Annotated in this window: 20 protein-coding genes and 1 riboswitch; of the genes, 11 read left to right on the forward strand and 9 right to left on the reverse strand. The window is 71.0% G+C overall.

Annotated elements, in window-relative coordinates; all coding sequences use genetic code 11:
* Positions 1-49: 49 nt before the first annotated feature.
* The 3 genes from ACWDGI_RS08650 to ACWDGI_RS08660 all read left to right on the forward strand — a co-directional run bounded on the left by ACWDGI_RS08650 (position 50) and on the right by ACWDGI_RS08660 (position 4914).
* Positions 50-1906 carry a cellulase family glycosylhydrolase gene (locus ACWDGI_RS08650; RefSeq protein WP_450756750.1) on the forward strand — a complete coding sequence of 619 codons (1857 nt, stop codon included), beginning with the start codon at positions 50-52 and terminating at the stop codon, positions 1904-1906.
* Positions 1907-2067: 161 nt separating this feature from the next.
* On the forward strand, positions 2068-2733 hold the full coding sequence (locus ACWDGI_RS08655; protein ID WP_450756752.1) for a TetR/AcrR family transcriptional regulator: 666 nt from the start codon (positions 2068-2070) through the stop codon (positions 2731-2733).
* A gap of 201 nt (positions 2734-2934) precedes the next feature.
* Positions 2935-4914 (forward strand): ricin-type beta-trefoil lectin domain protein, encoded by a 1980-nt coding sequence (locus ACWDGI_RS08660; protein WP_450756754.1) that lies wholly within the window; start codon positions 2935-2937, stop codon positions 4912-4914.
* 95 nt (positions 4915-5009) lie between these two features.
* Here ACWDGI_RS08660 and ACWDGI_RS08665 read toward each other — a convergent pair whose 3' ends face one another.
* Together ACWDGI_RS08665 and ctaD are read right to left on the reverse strand one after the other, a co-directional pair.
* The gene (locus ACWDGI_RS08665) at positions 5010-5345 is read right to left on the reverse strand and encodes a hypothetical protein (RefSeq protein ID WP_450756756.1); all 336 of its coding nucleotides are present in this window, start codon (positions 5343-5345) and stop codon (positions 5010-5012) included.
* Positions 5342-6949, reverse strand: a complete 1608-nt coding sequence (gene ctaD / locus ACWDGI_RS08670; RefSeq protein WP_450756758.1) for an aa3-type cytochrome oxidase subunit I — start codon at positions 6947-6949, stop codon at positions 5342-5344. Before ctaD ends, ACWDGI_RS08665 begins: the two co-directional genes overlap by 4 nt.
* A 105-nt stretch (positions 6950-7054) precedes the next feature.
* Between ctaD and ACWDGI_RS08675 the strand changes: the two genes are divergently transcribed.
* Together ACWDGI_RS08675 and ACWDGI_RS08680 are read left to right on the forward strand one after the other, a co-directional pair.
* On the forward strand, positions 7055-7597 hold the full coding sequence (locus tag ACWDGI_RS08675) for an RNA polymerase sigma factor (protein ID WP_450756760.1): 543 nt from the start codon (positions 7055-7057) through the stop codon (positions 7595-7597).
* Positions 7590-8573, forward strand: coding sequence for a CU044_5270 family protein (locus ACWDGI_RS08680; protein ID WP_450756762.1), 984 nt, complete (start codon positions 7590-7592; stop codon positions 8571-8573). Before ACWDGI_RS08675 ends, ACWDGI_RS08680 begins: the two co-directional genes overlap by 8 nt.
* Here the strand turns inward: ACWDGI_RS08680 and ACWDGI_RS08685 are convergent, their stop codons facing one another.
* The 3 genes from ACWDGI_RS08685 to ACWDGI_RS08695 form a co-directional block, all read right to left on the reverse strand.
* Positions 8574-9422, reverse strand: a complete 849-nt coding sequence (locus ACWDGI_RS08685) for a bifunctional 5,10-methylenetetrahydrofolate dehydrogenase/5,10-methenyltetrahydrofolate cyclohydrolase (protein ID WP_450756764.1) — start codon at positions 9420-9422, stop codon at positions 8574-8576. It lies immediately after the preceding gene.
* 26 nt (positions 9423-9448) lie between these two features.
* Positions 9449-9531: riboswitch (ZMP/ZTP riboswitch) on the reverse strand.
* Positions 9532-9548: 17 nt separating this feature from the next.
* Entirely contained in the window at positions 9549-9716 is a 168-nt protein-coding gene (locus ACWDGI_RS08690) for a hypothetical protein (protein ID WP_450756766.1), read from the reverse strand.
* Complete coding sequence (locus ACWDGI_RS08695; RefSeq protein WP_450756768.1) at positions 9704-10069, reverse strand: nuclear transport factor 2 family protein; 366 nt, start codon at positions 10067-10069, stop codon at positions 9704-9706. The genes ACWDGI_RS08690 and ACWDGI_RS08695 overlap by 13 nt, the downstream gene beginning before the upstream one ends.
* A gap of 172 nt (positions 10070-10241) precedes the next feature.
* Here ACWDGI_RS08695 and ACWDGI_RS08700 point away from each other — a divergent pair, with 172 nt between their 5' ends.
* Positions 10242-10538, forward strand: coding sequence for a hypothetical protein (locus ACWDGI_RS08700; RefSeq protein ID WP_450756770.1), 297 nt, complete (start codon positions 10242-10244; stop codon positions 10536-10538).
* Between the two features lie 111 nt (positions 10539-10649).
* Here the strand turns inward: ACWDGI_RS08700 and ACWDGI_RS08705 are convergent, their stop codons facing one another.
* Positions 10650-12428, reverse strand: a complete 1779-nt coding sequence (locus ACWDGI_RS08705; RefSeq protein WP_450756772.1) for an ABC transporter ATP-binding protein — start codon at positions 12426-12428, stop codon at positions 10650-10652.
* A 221-nt stretch (positions 12429-12649) separates the two neighbouring features.
* On the opposite strand from ACWDGI_RS08705, the gene ACWDGI_RS08710 reads away from it, so the two are divergent.
* Both ACWDGI_RS08710 and ACWDGI_RS08715 read left to right on the forward strand, forming a co-directional pair.
* A complete protein-coding gene (locus ACWDGI_RS08710; RefSeq protein WP_450756774.1) occupies positions 12650-13738 on the forward strand; it encodes an S-(hydroxymethyl)mycothiol dehydrogenase in 1089 nt (362 codons plus the stop codon).
* Positions 13738-14367, forward strand: a complete 630-nt coding sequence (locus ACWDGI_RS08715) for an MBL fold metallo-hydrolase (RefSeq protein WP_450756776.1) — start codon at positions 13738-13740, stop codon at positions 14365-14367. The genes ACWDGI_RS08710 and ACWDGI_RS08715 overlap by 1 nt, the downstream gene beginning before the upstream one ends.
* Before the next feature lie 114 nt (positions 14368-14481).
* Here ACWDGI_RS08715 and ACWDGI_RS08720 read toward each other — a convergent pair whose 3' ends face one another.
* On the reverse strand, positions 14482-15009 hold the full coding sequence (locus ACWDGI_RS08720) for a hypothetical protein (RefSeq protein ID WP_450756778.1): 528 nt from the start codon (positions 15007-15009) through the stop codon (positions 14482-14484).
* A gap of 50 nt (positions 15010-15059) precedes the next feature.
* On the opposite strand from ACWDGI_RS08720, the gene ACWDGI_RS08725 reads away from it, so the two are divergent.
* Positions 15060-15878, forward strand: a complete 819-nt coding sequence (locus ACWDGI_RS08725; protein ID WP_450756780.1) for an SDR family NAD(P)-dependent oxidoreductase — start codon at positions 15060-15062, stop codon at positions 15876-15878.
* Here ACWDGI_RS08725 and ACWDGI_RS08730 read toward each other — a convergent pair.
* Positions 15864-17258, reverse strand: coding sequence for a pyridoxal phosphate-dependent decarboxylase family protein (locus ACWDGI_RS08730; protein ID WP_450756782.1), 1395 nt, complete (start codon positions 17256-17258; stop codon positions 15864-15866). The two genes, ACWDGI_RS08725 and ACWDGI_RS08730, sit on opposite strands and share 15 nt — an antisense overlap.
* 141 nt (positions 17259-17399) lie before the next feature.
* On the opposite strand from ACWDGI_RS08730, the gene ACWDGI_RS08735 reads away from it, so the two are divergent.
* Positions 17400-18095: a L,D-transpeptidase family protein gene (locus ACWDGI_RS08735; protein WP_450756784.1), complete on the forward strand. Its 696-nt coding sequence runs from the start codon at positions 17400-17402 to the stop codon at positions 18093-18095.
* Between the two features lie 29 nt (positions 18096-18124).
* On the opposite strand, the gene ACWDGI_RS08740 is transcribed toward ACWDGI_RS08735, so the two are convergent.
* On the reverse strand, positions 18125-19327 hold the full coding sequence (locus ACWDGI_RS08740) for a Gfo/Idh/MocA family protein (protein WP_450756786.1): 1203 nt from the start codon (positions 19325-19327) through the stop codon (positions 18125-18127).
* A 133-nt stretch (positions 19328-19460) separates the two neighbouring features.
* On the opposite strand from ACWDGI_RS08740, the gene ACWDGI_RS08745 reads away from it, so the two are divergent.
* On the forward strand, positions 19461-20618 hold the full coding sequence (locus ACWDGI_RS08745; RefSeq protein ID WP_450756788.1) for an ROK family protein: 1158 nt from the start codon (positions 19461-19463) through the stop codon (positions 20616-20618).
* The last annotated feature ends 140 nt before the right edge of the window (positions 20619-20758 follow it).

Raw genomic sequence — 20758 nt, forward strand, 5'->3', positions numbered from 1 at the left:
TGAGTCAGAAGTATTGACGGTGTCCGGAAATCACCGGACTGTAGTGGACATGACTACTATCCGGGCGCGTTTGATCGTTGTCCTGGTTGTCCTCTGCGGATTCCTCGCGGTGGCGGGCGCTCCGTCCGCCACCGCGGCCACCCCGTCCGACTCCCTCTGGTTCGACGGCACCTCGCTCACCGTGCAGAACGGCCGTTTCGTCGACGGCCAGGGCCGTGAGGTGGTGCTGCGCGGCTACAACGTCTCCGGCGAGACGAAGCTGGAGGAGAACAGCGGCCTGCCGTTCGCCTCCGTCGCCGACGCGAAGAAGTCGGCCACCGCGCTGCGCGCCCTCGGCGGCGGCAACGCCGTGCGCTTCCTGCTCTCCTGGGCGTACGCAGAACCCGCCAGGGGTCAGGTGGACACCGCCTACCTGGCCGCCGCCACCGCGCAGATGCAGGCGTTCCTGGACGCCGGCATCCGCGTCTTCCCCGACTTCCACCAGGACCTGTACTCCCGCTACCTGTTCAACTCGGGCAGCTGGTACACGGGCGACGGCGCCCCCGCATGGGCGGTGGCGCTGGGGAACTACCCGGCCGAGTCCTGCGGAATCTGCCTGTTCTGGGGCCAGAACATCACCCAGAACACCGCTGTCCAGAAAGGCCAGTACGACTTCTGGCACAACAGCTACGGCCTTCAGGACGCCTTCCTGGCCACCGCCCAGACCACCATGGCCTACCTGGCCCAGCATCTGACGTCCGACGAGTTCGCGGGCGTCGTCGGCTTCGACCCCTACAACGAGCCGTACGCCGGCTCCTACGACTCCGGCCAGACCTCCCGCGTCTGGGAGCAGAACCTGCTCTGGCCCTTCTACCAGAAGTTCCGGGCCCGGATGGACGCGGCCGGCTGGAGCGCCAAGCCCGCCCTGGTCGAGCCGAACCTCTTCTGGAACGCCAACATCAGCACCCAGAAGCAGGAGGGCGGCCTGCTGGACGCGGGCACGCTCGGCTCGCGCTATGTCTTCAACACCCACTTCTACGACCAGAAGGCCATCTCCGGCGTCCTGATGTGGGGCAACGCCTCCGACGGCCAGTACAGCACCGACTTCGGCACCGTCCGCGACCGTGCCTCGGCCGCCGGAACCACCGCGGTCGTCAGCGAGTTCGGGCATCCGCTGGCCGGGACCACCGCGGGCAAGGCCCCGACCGTCGACAAGGCCATGTACCAGGCCCTCGACTCCCGCCTCCCCGGGTCCACCTGGTGGACCACCCCGGCGTCCTCCGGTCCGGTGCTCTCCGGTACCCAGTGGCAGTGGGACATCTACAACGGCCGCCACCACGAGCTGATGAACGACAACCCCGCCAAGGTCCTCACCTCCGGTGACGCCTGGAACGACGAGGACCTCTCGGCCGTCGCCATGAACGACTCCGGCACGGTGACCCTCCGCCAGGACGCCAGGCTCCTCGACCGGATCTACCCGGGCGCCACCTCCGGCTCCACCCTCGCCTTCACCTACGAGGACCGCTCCCGGGACGGGTCCACGACCCTGACCTGGAACCCGGTGCCCAGCTCACTGCCGAACGTGGCCGCGCTGGTGGGCTCCGGCCAGTACGCCGTCCAGGTCTGGCGCTCCGGCAGTGCCACCGCACCCACCGAACTCCACCTCCCGGCCTCCTTCCCGACCGCGTCCACCACGGTCGTCTCGGATCTGGGAACCGTCTACGCACCCCCGTCGTACACGTCCTCGACCCCGGTCGGTGTGGCGGTCGAACCGGGTGGCACGGGCAGCCGCCGACTGCTGCTCAGCGACTCGGACTCGGGCGTACCGCACTTCGCGCTGGTGACCAACGGGGCGACCTCGCCCGGCTCCGCCCTGCTGGCCGCGGCCAGGTCGGAACTGGCCGCCTGGGTGACGGCGAAGTTCTGAGGCGTGCATCGGCCTCCGGACGCCGTACGGGTCCGGAGGCCGAAGCCGCAACACCATTGAGCGCAAAGAGGACTTACCGGAAAGTAAGAAGGGGGCGGTGTGCCGGACAAGAGGCGTGGACGACAAAATTGGTCATCAGGCGGATGACGGAGGGGGCAATCTTGCCGGGCAGGCTCAAGGCACCGACGGGACGCTACGGCGGCCGGTCCGCCGAGGAACGCAAGGCCGAACGGCGTCGGCGCTTCCTCGACGCGGCGCTCCGGCTCTTCGGTGACACCCCGGGATACCGCGCCACGACCGTCGCCGCGCTCAGTCAGGCGGCCGGCCTGTCGACCCGGCAGTTCTACGAGGAGTTCCACACCCTGGAGGACGTGCTCGCCGCGCTGCACCTGGAGGTCAACGGGTGGGCCGAGGAGGCGGTGCGGGACGCGTTCCAGGAGGCGAAGCCGTTGCCGCTGGTGGAGCGGGTGACGGTGCTCTTCCGGGCCTATGCCCGTGACGTCACCTCGGACCCCCGCCGTATCCGGGTCGCCTTCGTCGAGATCATCGGCGTCAGTGCGCGGCTGGAGGAGCAGCGCCTCGCGCGGCGGGCGCGGTGGGTGGAGCTGATATGCGGCGAGGCGAACGCGGCCGTGGCGCGCGGTGACGCGGCGCCGCGGGACTACCGGCTGGCGGCGACGGCCTTCATCGGCAGCGTGAACGGGTTGCTGCACGACTGGAGCGCCGGGTGGGTGGACGCGACGCTGGACGACGTCGTGGAGGAACTGGTCCGGTTGCTGGTCGGGATGCTGCGACCGGAGGACTGGACGTCCGGGGGTGCCCGGTAGCCGTTCGGGCGCGCGTGCGCATGCGAGTCGGCGCGATGGTGAACGACCCCTAGAACAAGGCGAGTTCACCCCTGTCGCAGCCGTTGACTTCGCCCTCCACCGGCTCTACGGTCGGCGCGACATGTTCGGGAGATCGATCCCTGTTCGGAATTACGAACATGACGGAGCCGTTGACCCTCGTGCACCCCGTGGAGGAGCCGCATGTATCCCCCGCCCAGACCGACCGGCAGCGGTCTCGTACGACACCTGTGGGCCCCCGCCGTACGCGCACTCGCCCTGGCCCTGACGGCCGCCGCCGCGCTCCTGTTCGCCGCCCCCGGACCGGCCCAGGCGGCCACGGCCCGGCAGATCTCGGTGCCCACCGCCCCGATGGGCTGGGCCTCCTGGAACAGCTTCGCCGCGAAGATCGACTACGACGTCATCAAGCAGCAGGTGGACGCGTTCGTCGCGGCCGGGCTGCCGGCCGCCGGCTACAAGTACATCAACATCGACGAGGGATGGTGGCAGGGCACCCGGGACAGCGCCGGCAACATCACCGTCGACACCGGTGAGTGGCCCGGCGGGATGAGCGCCATCGCCGACTACATCCACAGCAAGGGTCTGAAGGCCGGCATCTACACCGACGCGGGTGCGAACGGCTGCGGCTACTACTACCCGACCGGCCGTCCCGCCGCCGCGAACACCGGCAGCGAGGGCCACTACGACCAGGACATGCTCCAGTTCTCCGAGTGGGGCTTCGACTTCGTGAAGGTCGACTGGTGCGGCGGCGACGCCGAGGGCCTGGACGCGGCCACTGCCTACAGGTCGCTGAGCTCGGCGGTCACCAGGGCCACCGCCGCCACCGGCCGGCCGCTGACGCTGTCCATCTGCAACTGGGGCTACCAGAACCCGTGGAACTGGGCGCCGGGCGTCGGCACCATGTGGCGGACCAGCACCGACATCTACTACTACGGCGGCACGGCGTCGCAGGCGAGTGTGCTGTCCAACTTCGACCAGACCCTGCACCCGGCCGCCCAGCACACCGGCTACTACAACGACCCCGACATGCTCACCGCCGGCATGTCCGGCCTCACGGCGGCGCAGAACCGCACCCACATGGCCCTGTGGGCGATCTCCGGCGCCCCGCTGCTGGCCGGCAACGACCTCACCACCATGACCGGTGAGACGGCCGCCATCCTCAAGAACTCCGACGTTGTCGCCGTCGACCAGGACCCGCGCGGCCTCCAGGGCGTCAAGGTCGCCGAGGACACCACCGGCCTCCAGGTGTACGGCAAGGTCCTCTCCGGCACCGGCAACCGCGCGGTCGTCCTCCTCAACCGCACCTCCGCCGCCCAGAACATCACCGTCCGCTGGTCCGACCTCGGCCTGACCAGTGCCTCGGCGACCGTCCGGGACCTGTGGGCGCAGACGAACCTCGGCTCGTACGCGACGAGTTACACCGCCGGCGTGCCGGCCGGCGGCTCGGTGATGCTGAAGGTGAGCGGCGGTACGGAGGCGTCGAGTACGAGCTACAGCGCGTCCTCCACCGGCAGGTACACCGGCGTCGGCGCCGCGAGCACCGGCCTGAACGTGGTCGACGTCGCCTACACCAACACGGGCTCCGCCGCCGTCACCGGCACGCTCCAGGTCAACGGCCAGACCTCGACGACGGTCTCCTTCCCGCCGACCGGGTCCGCGCAGGGAACCGTGTCGGTGCAGGTCGACCTCAGCAAGGGGTCCGGCAACTCGCTCACCTTCAGCGGGAGTTCGCTGCCGACGCTCGGTTCCGTCGCGGTGAGTCCGGTGCCGGGCACCAACGGGACGCTGCTCGTCGGCAAGCAGTCCGGCCGGTGCGCGGACGTCTACGACAACACCATCACCAACGGCACCCAGGCGGAGATCTGGGACTGCGGCGGCGGCCAGAACCAGGCCTGGACGTACACCTCCCGCAAGGAGCTGGTGGTGTACGGCAACAAGTGCCTGGACGCCTACAACCTGGGCACCACCAACGGCACCAAGGTCGTGATCTGGGACTGCAACGGGCAGAACAACCAGAAGTGGAACATCAACTCGGACGGGACGATCACGAACGTCAACGCCGGGTTGTGCCTGGACGTGTACGGCGCGGCGACCGGTAACGGGGCTTCGCTGGTGCTGTGGACCTGCAACGGCGGGACCAATCAGCAGTGGAGCCAGAGTTGACGCGGTAGTCGTTCGGGCGCGGGTGGGTTGTGGCTGGTCGCGCACACGCGGCGGCAGCCGCGTATCGGACACAGCCCCGCGCCCCCTTGGGGCGCCTATGTGGACAGCGTCAGCAGAGTTGTCGCCGTCAGCAGGGCGCAGGTCAGCAGGAAGCAGGCCAGGAGGCGTTGGCGCAGAGACTGGTACCTCGTCTCGTACTCACGCCTCAACTGCTCGCCGCGTTCTGTCGTGCGCCGCCAGGACGATCGGCTCAGTTCCAGGTACTCGGTCTCGAAATGCCGCTCAAGGTCGGCCCGTTGGGCATCCGTGAGCCAGCCGACGCGGTCCGCCACCCGGGCCGCCGCCCTCCGGCCCTCCTCGCGGGTCGCCGCCAGCAGCAGATGTCCCTCGATCTGGCCGACCAGTGCCCGTTCCTCCTTCCGAGCCGTCATCGCGTGCTCAACTCCCGTTCCTTCAGCGGCTCTCCGGGATGGTGCAGGTCGAACGCCGGAGACTCGCTCCGTATCTGGGGGAGTGACACGAAGTTGTGGCGCGGCGGCGGGCACGATGTCGCCCACTCCAGGGAACGCCCGTACCCCCAAGGGTCGTCCACCTCGACCTTCTCGCCGTACTTCGCGGTCTTCCACACGTTGTAGAAGAACGGGAGCAGTGACGATCCCAGCAGGAAGGAGAAGATGGTCGAGACCGTGTTGAGCGTGGTGAGGCCCTCCACCGCCAGGTAGTCGGGGATCCGGCGCTGCATGCCACCCGCGCCCAGCCAGTGCTGGACCAGGAACGTGCCGTGGAAGCCGACGAACAGCGTCCAGAAGGTGATCTTGCCGAGCCGTTCGTCGAGCATCTTGCCGGTGAACTTGGGCCACCAGAAGTGGAAGCCGGCGAACATCGCGAAGACGACCGTACCGAAGACCACGTAGTGGAAGTGGGCCACCACGAAGTACGAGTCGGAGACGCTGAAGTCGATCGGGGGCGACGCGAGCATCACGCCGGTCAGCCCGCCGAAGACGAACGTCACCAGGAAGCCCATGGTCCAGAGCATGGGCGTCTCGAACGACAGCGAGCCCTGCCACATCGTGCCGATCCAGTTGAAGAACTTCACCCCCGTCGGGACCGCGATGAGGAAGGTCATGAAGGAGAAGAAGGGGAGGAGCACACCGCCGGTGACGTACATGTGGTGTGCCCACACGGTCACCGACAGGCCGGCGATCGCGATGGTCGCGGCCACCAGGCCCATGTAGCCGAACATCGGCTTGCGGGCGAAGACGGGAATGACCTCGCTGATGATGCCGAAGAACGGCAGGGCGATGATGTACACCTCTGGATGGCCGAAGAACCAGAAGAGGTGCTGCCAGAGCAGGGCTCCGCCGTTGGCCGCGTCGAAGACGTGGGCGCCGAACTTGCGGTCCGCCTCCAGCGCGAACAGGGCCGCCGCCAGGACCGGGAAGGCGAGCAGGACCAGGACGGCGGTCAGCAGGACGTTCCACACGAAGATCGGCATCCGGAACATGGTCATGCCGGGGGCACGCATGCAGATGATCGTGGTGATGAAGTTGACCGCGCCGAGGATCGTGCCGAAGCCGGAGAAGGCCAGACCCATGATCCACATGTCGGCGCCCACGCCCGGGGTGCGCACCGCGTCCGAGAGCGGGGCGTAGGCGAACCAGCCGAAGTCGGCCGCGCCCTGCGGGGTCAGGAAACCGCCCACCGCGATGGTCGAGCCGAGCAGGTAGAGCCAGTAGGCCAGCATGTTCAGGCGCGGGAAGGCCACATCGGGTGCGCCGATCTGGAGCGGCATGATCCAGTTCGCGAAGCCCGCGAACAACGGCGTCGCGAACATCAGCAGCATGATCGTGCCGTGCATCGTGAACGCCTGGTTGAACTGCTCGTTCGACATGATCTGCAGGCCCGGCCGAGCCAGTTCGGCGCGCATGAACAGGGCCATCACGCCACCGAGGCAGAAGAACGAGAACGCTGTGACCAGGTACAGCGTGCCGATCGTCTTGTGATCCGTGGTCGTGAGCCACTTGAGGTTCCTCATGCCCCGCCTGTGTCCGGGCGAGGTGCGCCGGTCACACTCGAGGGATGCGACGAGCGTCACGGAAAGGGGTGTGACGATCGGGAAGGTGCCGGACAAGAACCGAACATGAGCAACGACGAGATCTTCGCCGCTGCCTATCGCGAGCACTACTGGGCGGTCAGCCGTTATGTCGCGCGGCGACTGGACGGGCGGACCGGCGAGGTGGAGGAAGTGGTGGCAGAGGTGTTCACGGTGGCCTGGCGCCGGCGCGCCGACCTGCCGGCCACCCCGCTGCCCTGGCTGTACGGCGTGGCACGCAACTGCCTCGCCAACGCGGTACGCGGATACGGGCGTCGGCGCCGGCTGGTGGACCGGCTGGGCAACGACGAGAGCGCCCACGGGCGGCAGACCGTGGCCGGCCCGGACACCGAACGCCCCGGCTCCTGGGTGCACGAGGCGCTGGGCCGGCTCTCCCCGGCCGACCAGGAGGTGCTGCGGCTGACCGCGTGGGAGGAACTCGGTGTCGACGAGGTCGCCGTCTCCCTGGGCTGCGGCAGCCGGGCGGCCGCGATGCGGCTGCACCGCGCCCGCCGCCGGCTCAGAGCCGAGATCGACCGACTGCGACCCCCTGCCGCCGAGGCTCTTTCCGAGGAACACCGCCATGGCTGACGAACTCGACCTGCTGCGCGCCGCCGACCCGGCACCCGCCGACGGCCCCCATTTCGGCGACGGCCCCCTGGACCACACCGCCGAACGGCACCTCGCCCGTTTGCTGCACGACACTCCGACCCCCCGGCACCGGACCCGGCCGCGACTGGTGTGGTCGCTCGCCGCGACCCTCGTCGCCGTCGCCACCGCGCTGGCCGTGCTGCCGGGCGGTCCCGCCGGCACTCCCGCGGTCGCCGCGCCCCGGCCGCTGGCGGTCCGCGCCCACTCCACGCCCGTGCCGCTCGCCGACGTCGCGAAACTGGCCGCCGTGGCGGCCCAGGACGGGTCCCCGGCCCTGCGGCAGGGCACCCACGTGCAGTCCTGGAGCCTCGGCATGAGCGACGGCAGACCGCCGGTGACACTGCCCGAGGAGCGGGTGGAGCGCTGGGCGGCGGACGGCAGCCACACCGAAGTGGTCGTGGCCACCGACCCGTCCCACCCCGGCCGCCCGGTCCTCACCGACGACGGTGACCGGTCGCGGCTGGTCGAGGACGGCCACGTGCTCAGCCGGCGCACCTTCCCGCCGATGTGGGGCGACGGCCCGCCGCTCGGCACACCCCCGCACGACCCGGCGAAGCTGCGCACCTACCTGACCGAGCTGATCTACAGCCACAGCCACACCCTCACGACGTCGGAGCTCCTGGACGCCACCCGCGAGCTGCTCGACAACTGGACGCTCGGCGCGCGGGAGTCGGCCGCCCTCGCCCGCCTCCTCGCCGACGCCAAGGGGCTGCGCCCGGCCGGCCAGGTCACCGACCGGCTCGGCCGCACCGGGCAGGCCTACGTCCACGACGAGGCCTCGGGCGCCCGGCAGATGCTGATCCTGGACCCGGCCACCGGTGCCGTACTCGGCCTGGAGACCACGTTCACCCGGGAGGACCCCGAGTACGGCGTGCGGGCCGGTGACGTCATGGAGTACAGCGCCTGGATGCGCTGATCACACCCCGAGCTGCCGGGCGGCCGCGGTGACCGTCTGCTCCAGCAGCACGGCGATGGTCATCGGGCCGACCCCGCCCGGCACCGGCGTGATCAGCGAGGCCCGCTCGACGGCGGTGTCGAAGTCGACGTCACCGACGTTCCCCTCGTTGTAGCCCGCGTCGAGCACGACCGCGCCCGGCTTGATGTCCTGGCCCCGGATCAGCCGGGGGCGGCCGACGGCGGCGACCACGATGTCGGCCTCGCGGACGGCCGCCGACAGGTCCCGGGTGCGGGAGTGGCAGTAGGTGACGGTGGCGTCGCGGGCGAGCAGCAGCATGCCGGCCGGCTTGCCCAGGATCGCGCTGCGGCCGACGACCACCGCCCGCTTCCCGGCCGGGTCGACGTCGTAGGCGTCGAGCAGCCGCAGGATGCCGCCGGGCGTGCAGGAGACGAAGCCCGGCAGGCCGAAGCTCATCGTCGCGAACGACGCGAAGGTCACGCCGTCGACGTCCTTCTCCGGCGCGATCGCCTCGAACGCGGCCCGCTCGTCGATGTGTTCGCCGACCGGGTGCTGGAGCAGGATGCCGTGCACCGCCGGGTCGGCCGACAACTCCCGCAGCGTGCCGACGAGTTCCCCGGTGGTCGTGGTGGCGGGCAGCGCCACGTGCCGGGAGGCGATGCCGGCCTTGCGGCTGCGGTTCTGCTTCATCCGGACATAGGTGACGGAGGCCGGGTCCTCGCCGACCAGCACGGTCGCCAGGCACGGCGTGGTGCCGGTGCGTGCGGTGAACTCGGCGGCCCGCCGCGCGGTCTGCTCGACGATCCGGCGGGCGACGGCGGTTCCGTCCATGAGACGGGCATGGGTCATGCGGCACACTCCTGAGCTGGTCAGACCTTGATCGCCCAGGCGCACGGCATCGACGGTGCGGGCCGCTCCACGGTGGTGCTCCACCTCAGCGCCAGTCACGGCCCGCGCCCAGCGTAACCGAGGTGCTCAGCGTTTCCCACGGCGGTGCGCCGCCCGCAGGGCCGTCCGCAGCAGCACGACGGACGCGCGCGGAGGCGTGCGGCGCCTGTGCCCCAGCCCGGCCCGTGCCGAGAAGGTCCAGGTCAGCCGCGCGCTGACCTGGACCCTCGCGGTCCTTCCGGCTACTCGTCCCATGCCTGGATCATGATCTGTTCGGCGATCTTGCCGTCGCGCAGCGTGATCATCGACTCGGCGAGCACCCGGACGCCGTCCGCGTACTCGCAGGACTCGCTGTAGGCGGCCTGGTCGCCCTGCACGATGCACTGGTCCAGCTTGTGCGTCATGTCCCGGCTGTAGACGTCGTCCAGCATCGCGGCTATGTCCCGGCGGCCGTGCAGGACCTTGGGGTGGCTGGGCTGGGTGGTGCGGTCGACGATACGGATCTCCGCGTCGTCCGCGTAGAGCGCCAGCAGCGTGTTCCCCGTGTTCCCCTCTACGGCCCGGCGCAGCGTGGCGATGTCGAACGTGGAGCCTGTCGCGGTGCCCATGATGACCTCCTGCGGGAGCCCGCGACCCGATGCGGAGCGGGCCGCGACAGCCCCACCTTCGAGCCTCCTCCGCCCCGCCGGGCTCGGCAAGCGCAGGCCGGGCGCTCCGCCTGACGGGTGAGGGGGACCGGCTGCCCGTGTCCGGCCCGGCGCCCGGGCCGTTGCTGGAGACATGATCTCAACACGACGTATCGTCGCCGCCGTCGGCCTCGCCGTCGGGGTCACCGGCCTCGCCGTCCCGATGGCGAACGCGGCCGACGCGAGCGCACAGGACCCCGGGAAGCTCACCGCGCTCGGCGTGCTGGACTCGGTCTCCCGCATCGGCATCCCGGCGGAGTACCAGGACCAGATCCCCAAGGTCTCGGAGCAGGTGCAGGGGCTGAACGGAGTCCACAAGCTGAGCGAACTGCACCAGGTCACCGACCTGGCCGCGCCGGCCATGGGACTGGTGCCGGGCATCGAGTACTGACCCGCGCCCCACCCCGAGGGCCGTCCCGGACAAGGGGCGGCCCTTCGCCGTACTCGGCGCTCGGCGGCCGACTACCGCGCGCTCGGTGGCCGGCGGCCGGGATCCGCGTGCTCAGTGCTCGGCCGCCAGGAACTGTGTCGCCGCCAGCTCCGCGTACAGCGGGTCCGCCGCCACCAGCTCCCGGTGCGTGCCCACCGCACGGACCCGGCCCGTGTCCATCACGACGATCCGGTCGGCCATCGTCACCGTCGACAGGCGGTGCGCGACCACCAGCACCGTGGTCGACCGTGCCACATCGGCGACGGTGTCCCGGAGGGCCGCCTCGTTCACCGCGTCCAGCTGCGAGGTCGCCTCGTCCAGGAGCAGCAGCCGGGGCCGGCGCAGCAACGCCCGCGCGATCGCCACCCGTTGCCGCTCGCCGCCCGACAGCCTGGTCCCGCGGTGCCCGACCAGCGTCTCCAGGCCCTGCGGCAGCCGCGCCACCAGACCGTCCAGCCGGGTCGTCCTCAGCACCCGCGTCACCGCGTCCTCGCCCGCCTCCGGATTGCCGAGCAGCAGATTGTCCTTCAACGACCCGGACAGTACGGGGGCGTCCTGCTCGACGTATCCGATGGCCGAGCGCAGCAGGGGCAGTTCCCAGTCGGGGAGCGGGCGGCCGTCGAGGGTGATGGTGCCGGACTCCGGCTCGTAGAAGCGCTCGATGAGGGAGAAGACGGTGGTCTTGCCCGCGCCGGACGGGCCGACGAACGCCGTCATGCCCCGGGCGGGTATCGCGAAGCCGACCCCGTGGTGGACGTACGGCAGGTCGTCGGCGTAGCGGAACCGTACGTCGGTGAAGGTGACGGCGGCCGGTTCGGCGCCGGCGGACGGCAACTCGGCGGGCTCGGAGGGCGGTTCGGCGGGCAGGGAGAGTGCCTCCTGGATCCGGGCGAGCGCCCCGGCGCCGGTCTGGTACTGCGTGACCGCGCCGACGACCTGCTGGATCGGCGACATCAGGTAGAAGACGTAGAGCAGGAACGCCACCAGCGTGCCGATGCCGATCGCGCCGGTCGCCACCCGCGCCCCGCCCACCGCCAGGACCGTGATGAACGCCAGTTGCATCGCGAGCCCCGCCGTGTTGCCCGCCGCGGCGGCCCATTTGGCGGCCCGCACGCTCTGCCGCCAGGACTCCTCGGCGGCCTCGTGCAGCGCACGCTCCTCGCGGTGCTCGGCGCCCGACGCCTTCACGGTGCGCAGCGCGCCCAGCACCCGCTCCAGCGAGGCCCCCATCACCCCGACCGCGTCCTGCGCCCGCCGGCTCGCCCGGTTGATGCGCGGCACGATGGTGCCCAGCACCATGCCCGCCCCGGCGATCACCGCGACCGTGACACCCAGCAGCACGGGGTCGACCACCCCCATCATCACCACGGTGGCGACCAGGGTGAGCCCGCCGGTGCCGAGGGCGACCAGCGAGTCCGTGGTGACCTCGCGCAGCAGGGTGGTGTCCGAGGTGATCCGCGCCATCAGGTCACCGGGTTCGGTGCGGTCCACGGCGGTGATCCGCAGCCGCAGCAGGTAGGACGACAGGGTGCGCCGGGCCCCCAGCACCACCGACTCGGCGGTGCGCCGCAGCACGTACGAACCCAGGGCGCCCACCACGGTGTTGGTGACCACCAGACCCGCCATGGCGAGCAACTTCCCGCTGATGGAACGGTCGTGGGAGAGGTCCTCGATCAGCCCGCGCGCCACCAGCGGCAGCAGCAGCCCGGTCGCCCCGGTCAGCAGCGAGAGCACCGCACCCGCCAACAGGGCCCAGCGGTGCGGCCGTACGTAGGAGAGGAGCAGCCGGAACGCGGACGGACCGGTGCGGTCTCCCGCCCGTCGCGGTGAAACTGCGTCTGCGGTGGTCACGGTGCTCCTCGTCCGGGCGGTGGGCGGCGCGCACCAAGGCTACGTCGGCCCGCTCCGGCCATACGGCGGCACTCCTTTCCCCGACCCCGGTCGCGTTACCCCCAGGGGGTATATGTGCCGGAAAGATCCGCGATGATCGACGTGCTCCGTGCCGTTACCGAGCGGTCACGCGTAGGGTCGGAAGACAGGCACGTCAGCACAGCGACGAAAGGGGCAGGTCCATGGCGCAGGAAGTACGCGGCGTGATCGCACCGGGCAAGGACGAGCCGGTGCGGGTCGAGACGATCGTGGTGCCCGACCCCGGGCCGGGCGAAGCCGTCGTACAGGTACAGGCCTGCGGGGTCTGTCACACCGACCTGCACTACAAACAGGGCGGAATCAACGACGAGTTCCCCTTCCTGCTCGGCCACGAGGCCGCCGGAGTGGTGGAGTCGGTCGGCGCGGGTGTCACGGACCTGGCGCCCGGGGACTTCGTGATCCTCAACTGGCGCGCCGTGTGCGGGAACTGCCGGGCCTGTCTGCGCGGCCGCCCCTGGTACTGCTTCAACACCCACAACGCCGAGCAGAAGATGACCCTCGCCTCGACCGGGCAGGAGCTGTCCCCGGCGCTCGGCATCGGGGCCTTCGCCGAGAAGACGCTGGTCGCGGCCGGACAGTGCACCAAGGTCGATCCCGCCGTCTCCCCGGCGGTCGCCGGTCTGCTCGGTTGCGGGGTGATGGCCGGCATCGGCGCCGCGATCAACACGGGCAGCGTCGGCCGTGGCGACTCGGTCGCCGTGATCGGCTGCGGCGGGGTCGGCGACGCGGCGATCGCCGGATCCCGGCTGGCGGGCGCCGCGAAGATCATCGCCGTCGACATCGACGACCGCAAACTGGAGACGGCGCGCACCCTGGGCGCCACCCACACGGTCAACTCGCGCGAGAGCGACCCCGTCGAGGCGGTCCGTGAGCTGACCGGCGGCTTCGGCGCCGACGTCGTCATCGAGGCGGTCGGCCGCCCGGAGACCTACCGGCAGGCCTTCTACGCCCGCGATCTCGCCGGGACGGTCGTCCTCGTCGGCGTACCGACCCCCGAGATGAAGCTCGAACTGCCGCTCCTGGACGTCTTCGGCCGCGGCGGCGCGCTCAAGTCCAGCTGGTACGGCGACTGCCTGCCCTCCCGGGACTTCCCCATGCTGATCGACCTGCACCTGCAGGGCAGGCTGCCGCTGGACGCCTTCGTCACCGAGACCATCCAGCTCGACGAGGTGGAGAAGGCGTTCGACCGGATGCACCAGGGCGACGTGCTGCGTTCGGTGGTGGTGCTGTGATGACCACGCGCATCGAACGCGTCGTCACCTCCGGGCAGTTCACCCTGGACGGCGGCACCTGGGACGTCGAGAACAACGTCTGGATCATCGGCGACGAACGCGAGGTGATCGTCATCGACGCCGCCCACGACGCCCAGGCCATCGCCGAGGCGGTCGAGGACCGGGTCCTGAAGGCCATCGTCTGCACCCACGCCCACAACGACCACGTCGGCGCCGCGCCGGCCCTCGCGGACCTGACCGGCGCCAAGATCTGGCTGCACCCCGACGACCTGCCGCTGTGGAAGCTCACCCACCCCGACCGCGAACCCGACAACCACCTGTCCGACGGGCTGGTCATCGAGGCGGCCGGCGCCGACCTGACCGTGCTGCACACGCCCGGCCACGCGCCCGGTGCCGTCTGCCTGTACGAGCCCGGCCTGGCCACCGTCTTCACCGGTGACACCCTCTTCCAGGGCGGCCCCGGCGCGACCGGACGGTCGTACTCCCACTTCCCGACGATCATCGACTCCATCCGGGACAAGCTGCTCACCCTCCCGCCGGAGACGAAGGTCCTGACCGGGCACGGCGAGTCGACCACCATCGGCGCCGAAGCCCCTCACCTGGCGGAGTGGATCACCCGCGGCCACTGACGCCGGGAAAGGCGACGGAGGATGTCAGGCTTCCGCGCGGCCCTCGACGAAGACCGCGAGGGATCGCACGCCGGAGGCCTGACCCACCGGACCGTCCGACGGACCGGCCGGTGACTACGCCTCCGCCAGCGGCAGCCGTCCCGGGTGACCGGGCGGCAGCGCCAGGTCCTCGCGGACGGCCGCGTAGAAGTCGTCGCGGCCGTCGCGCTGCCGCTCCAGCAGGATCCGCCACGCCTCGGGATCCCGCCGCCCCTCCCGCAGGAACCGCTCCATCGCCATGACCGCGAGCACCCACTCCTGGCCCTTCGCGACCACCGCCGGACTGCCCAGCATGATGAGCTTCTCGCCGTACGGATCACGGGCCAACTGGGCTGCGGCCAGCAGGGGTTCGGCCTCCTGCGGGGAGAGCGGGTGGGGATGCGGGTCATTGCCCAGATGGGCGGCCACCCGGTAGTCGACGGAGACGGTCTTCTTCAGCGCCTGGGCCCACTCCGCGTACACGGTCAGCCGGCGCTCGTCCCAGCGCGCCTCCTGTTCCCGCCGGAACCGCACCCGGTCACCCCGCACCACGGCGAGATACGAACCGAGCGCGCCGATCACGACGCCGATGAGGGCCGGGAGTTGCTGCAAGAACGCGGACATGCCCGCACGCTATCTGTCCTGTTGATCCTTTGGCCCGTACGGTCGTTGCCATGACCGGACTCAATCGCTTCGCGGGACACGGGGTTCTCGTCACGGGCGCGGCCCGCGGCATCGGCGCGGCCGTCGCCCGGCGGCTGGCCGAGGAGGGCGCACGGGTGCTGGCGACCGACCGGGACCTGCCGGAGGCGGAGCGGACGGCGGCCGCCCTGCGCGAACAGGGGCTGGCGGTCGAGGCGTTCGGCTGCGACGTGGCCGACCGCGACTCCGTGGCGGCGGCCGTCGACCGTGCCGTCGGTGCCTTCGGCCGCCTCGACGTGCTGGTGAACTGTGCCGCGCACTGCACCCCGGACGTCCCGCTCTTCGAGGACCAGCCGGACGACGGCTGGGACCTCGACCTCGACATCACCCTCACCGGCGTGCACCGCTGCTGCCGGGCCGCCCTGCCGCACCTGGCCGCCTCCGGGAGGGGCGCCGTCGTCACCATCGGCTCGGTCAACGCCGGGGCCGACTTCGGCAACCACGCCTACAGCGCCGCCAAGGCCGGGCTGGGCTCGCTGACCCGTACCCTCGCCGGGCACGCCGCCGCGCGCGGGGTCCGGGTCAACCTGGTGGAGCCGGGCACGGTCCGCACCTCGGCCTGGGCGGGACGGGAGGACGAACTCGACGCCCTCCGGCCGCTCTACCCGCTCGGGCGGGTCGGCGAGCCGGCCGATGTCGCCGCGGCCGTCGCCTTCCTCGCCTCCCGGGACGCCGCCTGGATCACCGGCACCACGCTCCGCGTCGACGGCGGTCTCACCGCGGTCCACAGCGGCTTCCACGCGGCGCTGCGGCCGCACCGGGAGGCCCGGCACGCCTCACAGGGCGGCTGACGCCGCCGTGACCGCGGCCAGCACCCGCCGGGTGTCGTCCTCGGTGGTCCGCCAGTTGCTGAACGCCGCCCGCAGCGCCGGCACCCCGCCGTACACCGTCGGGGTGAGGAACGTCTCCCCGGACGCGGCCAGCGCCCGGGCCAGGGCGTCCACCCGCTCCTGCGTGGGGTTCTCGGCGAGGGTGAAACAGACCACGTTGAGCCGGACCGGCGCCAGCAGGCGCAGGTCCGGGAGGGCGTCGATGCCCACGCCGAGGCGCCCGGCCTCGGTGACGTTGCGCTCGACGATCTCGCGGTACCCGGCACGGCCGTAGGCCGTCAGGGAGAACCAGGCCGGCAGCGCCCGCATCCGGCGGGAGGTCTCCGGGGTGAGGTGCAGGAAGTCCGGGTCGCCGGTCGGCGGCCCCAGATAGGGGGACTCGTTGTGGAAGACGGCCACCTGGAGGTCGCGGCGCCGGGTGAACTGCACGGCTGCGTCGTAGGGGACGTTGAGCCACTTGTGCAGGTCCACACAGACCGAGTCGGCCGCGTCCAGACCGGCGACCAGCGGGGCGTGGGCGGGGGAGAGGGCGGCGAAGGCGCCGAACGCGGCGTCGACGTGCAGCCAGAAGTCGTGACGCTCCCTCAGCGCGGCGATCGCCCGCAGGTCGTCGAAGTCGACGGTGTTCACCGTGCCGGCGTTGGCGACGACGATCGCCGGCCGCCCCTGGAGCGCGGCCAGCTCCGCGTCGAGCGCGGTCACGTCCACCGCCTCCCGGTTGCCGGGCAGCAGCGGCACCGGCCGCAGCCGGTCCCGCCCGATACCGAGCACCGACAGCGCCTTGCCGACGCTGGAGTGCGGGCTGCCGGAGAGCACGTCGACCGGGCCCAGCGCGGCGGCGCCCGCCCGGGAGACGTCCACCCCCAGCCGCTCCCCGAGCCACTCCCGGGCGATCGCCAGACCGACCGTGTTGGACATCGTGGCCCCGGTCACGAACGCCCCGCTGTGCGCCTCGCCGAGCCCGAACAGTTCGGCCAGCCAGGCCACCGTCTCGCGTTCCAGGGCGGTACCCCAGGAGCCGGCGGCCCCGGCCGCGTTCTGGTCGTACGCCGAGGTCAGCCAGTCGCCGGTGAGGGAGGCGGGCGTCACACCGCCGGTGACGAAACCGAGGTAGCGTGGGCCGGCCGAGGCGGACAGACCCGGCGCCCACCGCTCGGTGAACCGGGCCAGCGCGCCCTCCCCGCCCTCCCCCCGCTCGGGCAGCGCCGCCCGCGCGGGTACGGGGCCGAGCGCGGCCACCGGCCGTTCGTCCAGCCCGGCCAGCGCACGGGCGGCCGCGTCACGCGCCGACCGCAGGAGTTCGGGCAACCGGGCGAGATCGTCGGCAAGCATGCGGTGCATGGACGGCAGCCTAGGCCGCCCGCGCCCACGACGCCGAAGTTAACCGTTTCGTCACAGCCCGGCCGGTGCTACAACCAATGCCCTCGATCGACCGGTCTAGGACCACGAGATCGCAGGACACAGGAAGGAGACATACTTCACATGGGGGACATACGTAGACGAGGTGTCGTCGTACTCGGCGTCACCGGACTGGTGGCACCGCTCACGCTCGCCCTCACCTCGGCTCCGGCCCAGGCCGCGAGCTGCACCACGCAGGCGGGGCCGTACCAGAAGCAGGTGGAGAAGTTCCTCGGCCGGCCGGTGGACGGCAAGCAGTCCGCCGCCGACTGCAAGGCGATCAAGGCCTTCCAGGACAAGCACGGCATCACGCCCGACATCGGCTACGCCGGCCCCGTCACCTGGGGCGTGATGGACCTGATGAACAAGCAGAAGGCCGTCGGCGACAAGCCGAACAAGGACGGCAAGTGCCCCACCAACAAGGGGCGCATCGCCTGCGTGAACCTCACGCTCCAGCTGAGCTGGGTCCAGGACGGCAACAAGCTGGTCTACGGCCCGGTGCCGGTCCGTACCGGCCGCAACGGGTACGAGACCCGGACCGGTCTGAAGAAGATCTACTGGCGTGACATCGACCACGTCTCGTCCGTGTACAACGTGCCGATGCCCTACAGCCAGTTCTTCGACGGCGGCCAGGCCTTCCACTCGGTGGGTCTCAGCATGTGGAACCCGCCGGGTTCGCACGGCTGCGTCAACATGACCACCAAGGACGCCAAGAAGTACTGGTCCCTGCTGAAGAACGGCGACGACGTCTACGTGTACGGCCGCAAGCCGGGCACCTGACGGCACCCGGCCCCGGCCGGCGCCCCGGCTCAGCTCTCCGGGGCGTCCCCGAAGTCCGGGATCTCCAGCCTGGCCCCACCCTGCCGCGCGGACTCGTGCGCGATGATGCCCGGCAGGGTGTAGCGGGCGGCGACCCACGCGTTGACCGTCGGCAGGGCGCGCGTGTTGACGGCCGTCACGAAGTCGTCGACCAGGAAGTGGTGGCTGCCCTCATGCCCGTTGTGCAGCGTGTCGAACTCCCGCGGCAGCCGCTCCCGGTCGTGCACCGGCGCCGACCCGGAGGTGAAGGCCGCCCGCAGCTCCGGCGCGATGTGCTGGAGCGAGGGATCGTCGGGCGACATGGTGGGCTTGGGCTCGAGGAGCTCGCTGATGTCCTTCACGCCCTTCTTGTCCTGCCACAGCGCCACCGTCGCCAGCTGCTCCATGCTGGCCTCGGTCCCGAAGAACCGGAAGCGTGATTCGCGGATGTGCGACGGGTAGCCCACCCGCCGGAACTCGTTCGTGCGGAACGAACCGCCGCCGGCGACCTCGAACAGCGCGGTGGCGTTGGACACGTCGTTGCCGAACTGGCTGACGTCCTTGTCGAAGACGCCGTCGCCGCGGTCGTCCACCACCCCGATCGCCGACACGCTCACCGCGTGCGTCTGCCAGGCGCCGAGCACCCCACCCACCGCGTGCGTCGGATAGAGCAGCGGGGGATAGCTGGCGGTCGCCTTCCAGTTGTCGCCCCCGCTGTAGCGGTACGCGTCGTAGAAGCCGAGGTCCATGTCGTGGACGTAGTCGCCCTCGGCGTAGAACAGCCGCCCGAAGGCGCCCTCGGCGATCTGGTTGCGGGCGTGCACGGTCGCCGGGTTGTACTGGCTGGTCTCGCCCATCATGTACGTCAGGCCGGTCGCCCTGACCGCGTCGATGATCGCCGCGATCTCCTCGGCGGTGATCGCCATGGGAACCGCCGAGTACACGTGCTTGCCGGCGTTCAGGCCCGCCAGGACCAGCGGGCCGTGCGTCCAGCGCTGGGTGAAGATCGCGACCGCGTCGACGTCCGCCGACTCCAGCATCGCCTCGTACGACGGGAAGGTCCCCGCCAGTCGCTGGGCGGCGGCGAGCTGCTCCGCCCGCTCGGGCAGCAGGTCGGTGACGTACACGTCACCGACGCCGGGATGGGCCTGGAACAGCGTGGCGAACTGGCCGGAGAACTGGCCGGCACCGACGATGCCGAGTGAGAAAGTCATGGTGGTTACTTTTGCTTCGGAAGAATCTCGCCGTCAAGGGGCGGGCGGAAGTAGGAAGGACGTCAGAAGGGCGCTTCTGCGGCGCACCCGGCGCACGGTAGGGTTGACCAAGTTACTTCAGACGCGAAAGGAAATGGATGCCGTGTCCGACTGGCTGCCGCTGAGCCCCGCGGAACGCTCCGTGGCGATCGAGGCGCTCGTGCACGGCCCGTTGTCGCGCACCGAGCTGGCCCGCCGGCTGAACCTCTCCCAGGGCAGCCTCACCCGCCTCACCAAACCGCTCATCGAGTCCGGGCTACTCGTCGAGGCCCCCTGGGCGGGCGCCCCCGCCGAGACGCGCCAGGGCCGTCCCTCGCAGCCGCTGGACGTGGTCGCCGAGTCCCGCCTCTTTCTCGGCTTCAAGGTCACCGACGAGACGGTGTACGGCGTCGTCACCACCCTGCGCAGCGACATCGTCGCCCGCCTCGACCGGCCGCTCACCAGCCACGACCCCGAGGAGGTCGCCGACCTGCTGGCCCGGATGGCCGCGGAGCTGGGCGCCCGGCACCCCGCCGTCGCGGGCGTCGGCATCGGCGTCGGCGGGTTCGTGCGCGAGCATGCGGTGGTCGGTGAGTCGCCGTACCTGCGCTGGCGTGACGTCCCGCTGGCGGAGCTGGTGCGGCGGCGCACCGGGCTGCCGGTCGTGGTGGAGAACGACGTGGCCGCCCTGGTCGAGGCCGAGACCTGGTTCGGCGCCGGACGTGGACTCGACCGTTTCGTCGTCCTGACCATCGGCGCCGGTATCGGCTACGGGCTGGTGCTCGGCGGCCGGCGGGTGCCGTACGCCGAGGAGGACCGGGGCTTCGGCCGGCACTGGATCATCGACCCGCAGGGGCCGCTGACCCCCCAGGGCGAGCGCGGCAGCGCCGTGTCGCTGCTCACCATCCCCAGCATCCGCTACCAGATCGGCGCCGCCACCGGCCAGGACGCGTCCTACGAGGAGATCCTCGCGCGCGCCGCGGCGGGCGAGCCGATGTCCGCGCGGGTGATCGGCGAGGCCGGCCGGGCGCTGGGCACCCTGCTCGCGCACATCGCCAACTTCGTCATGCCGCAGAAGATCCTGCTCGCCGGGGAAGGGGTCGGCCTGATGGAGGTGGCCGGGGACACGGTGCGGGACACCGTCCGCGCCCACCGGCATCCGCTCGCGGCGCCGATCCACCTGGAGACCAAGGTCTCCGACTTCCACGACTGGGCGCGCGGCGCGGCCGTGCTGGCGATCCAGGTACTCGTGCTCGGCGGCGACGGGGCCTGAACTGCCGTTTCCGCCCGGACGCCCGCCGTTGCCCGGTATCTAACTCCCCTTTCTCCCCGAGTCATTGACGTGATGATTAACACGGTCCGATATGTCCATATCGGTCGTACTTACTCACGGCGCCTTCACGTCGATCGGCA

This window comes from Streptomyces sp. NPDC001220, from assembly GCF_053597895.1.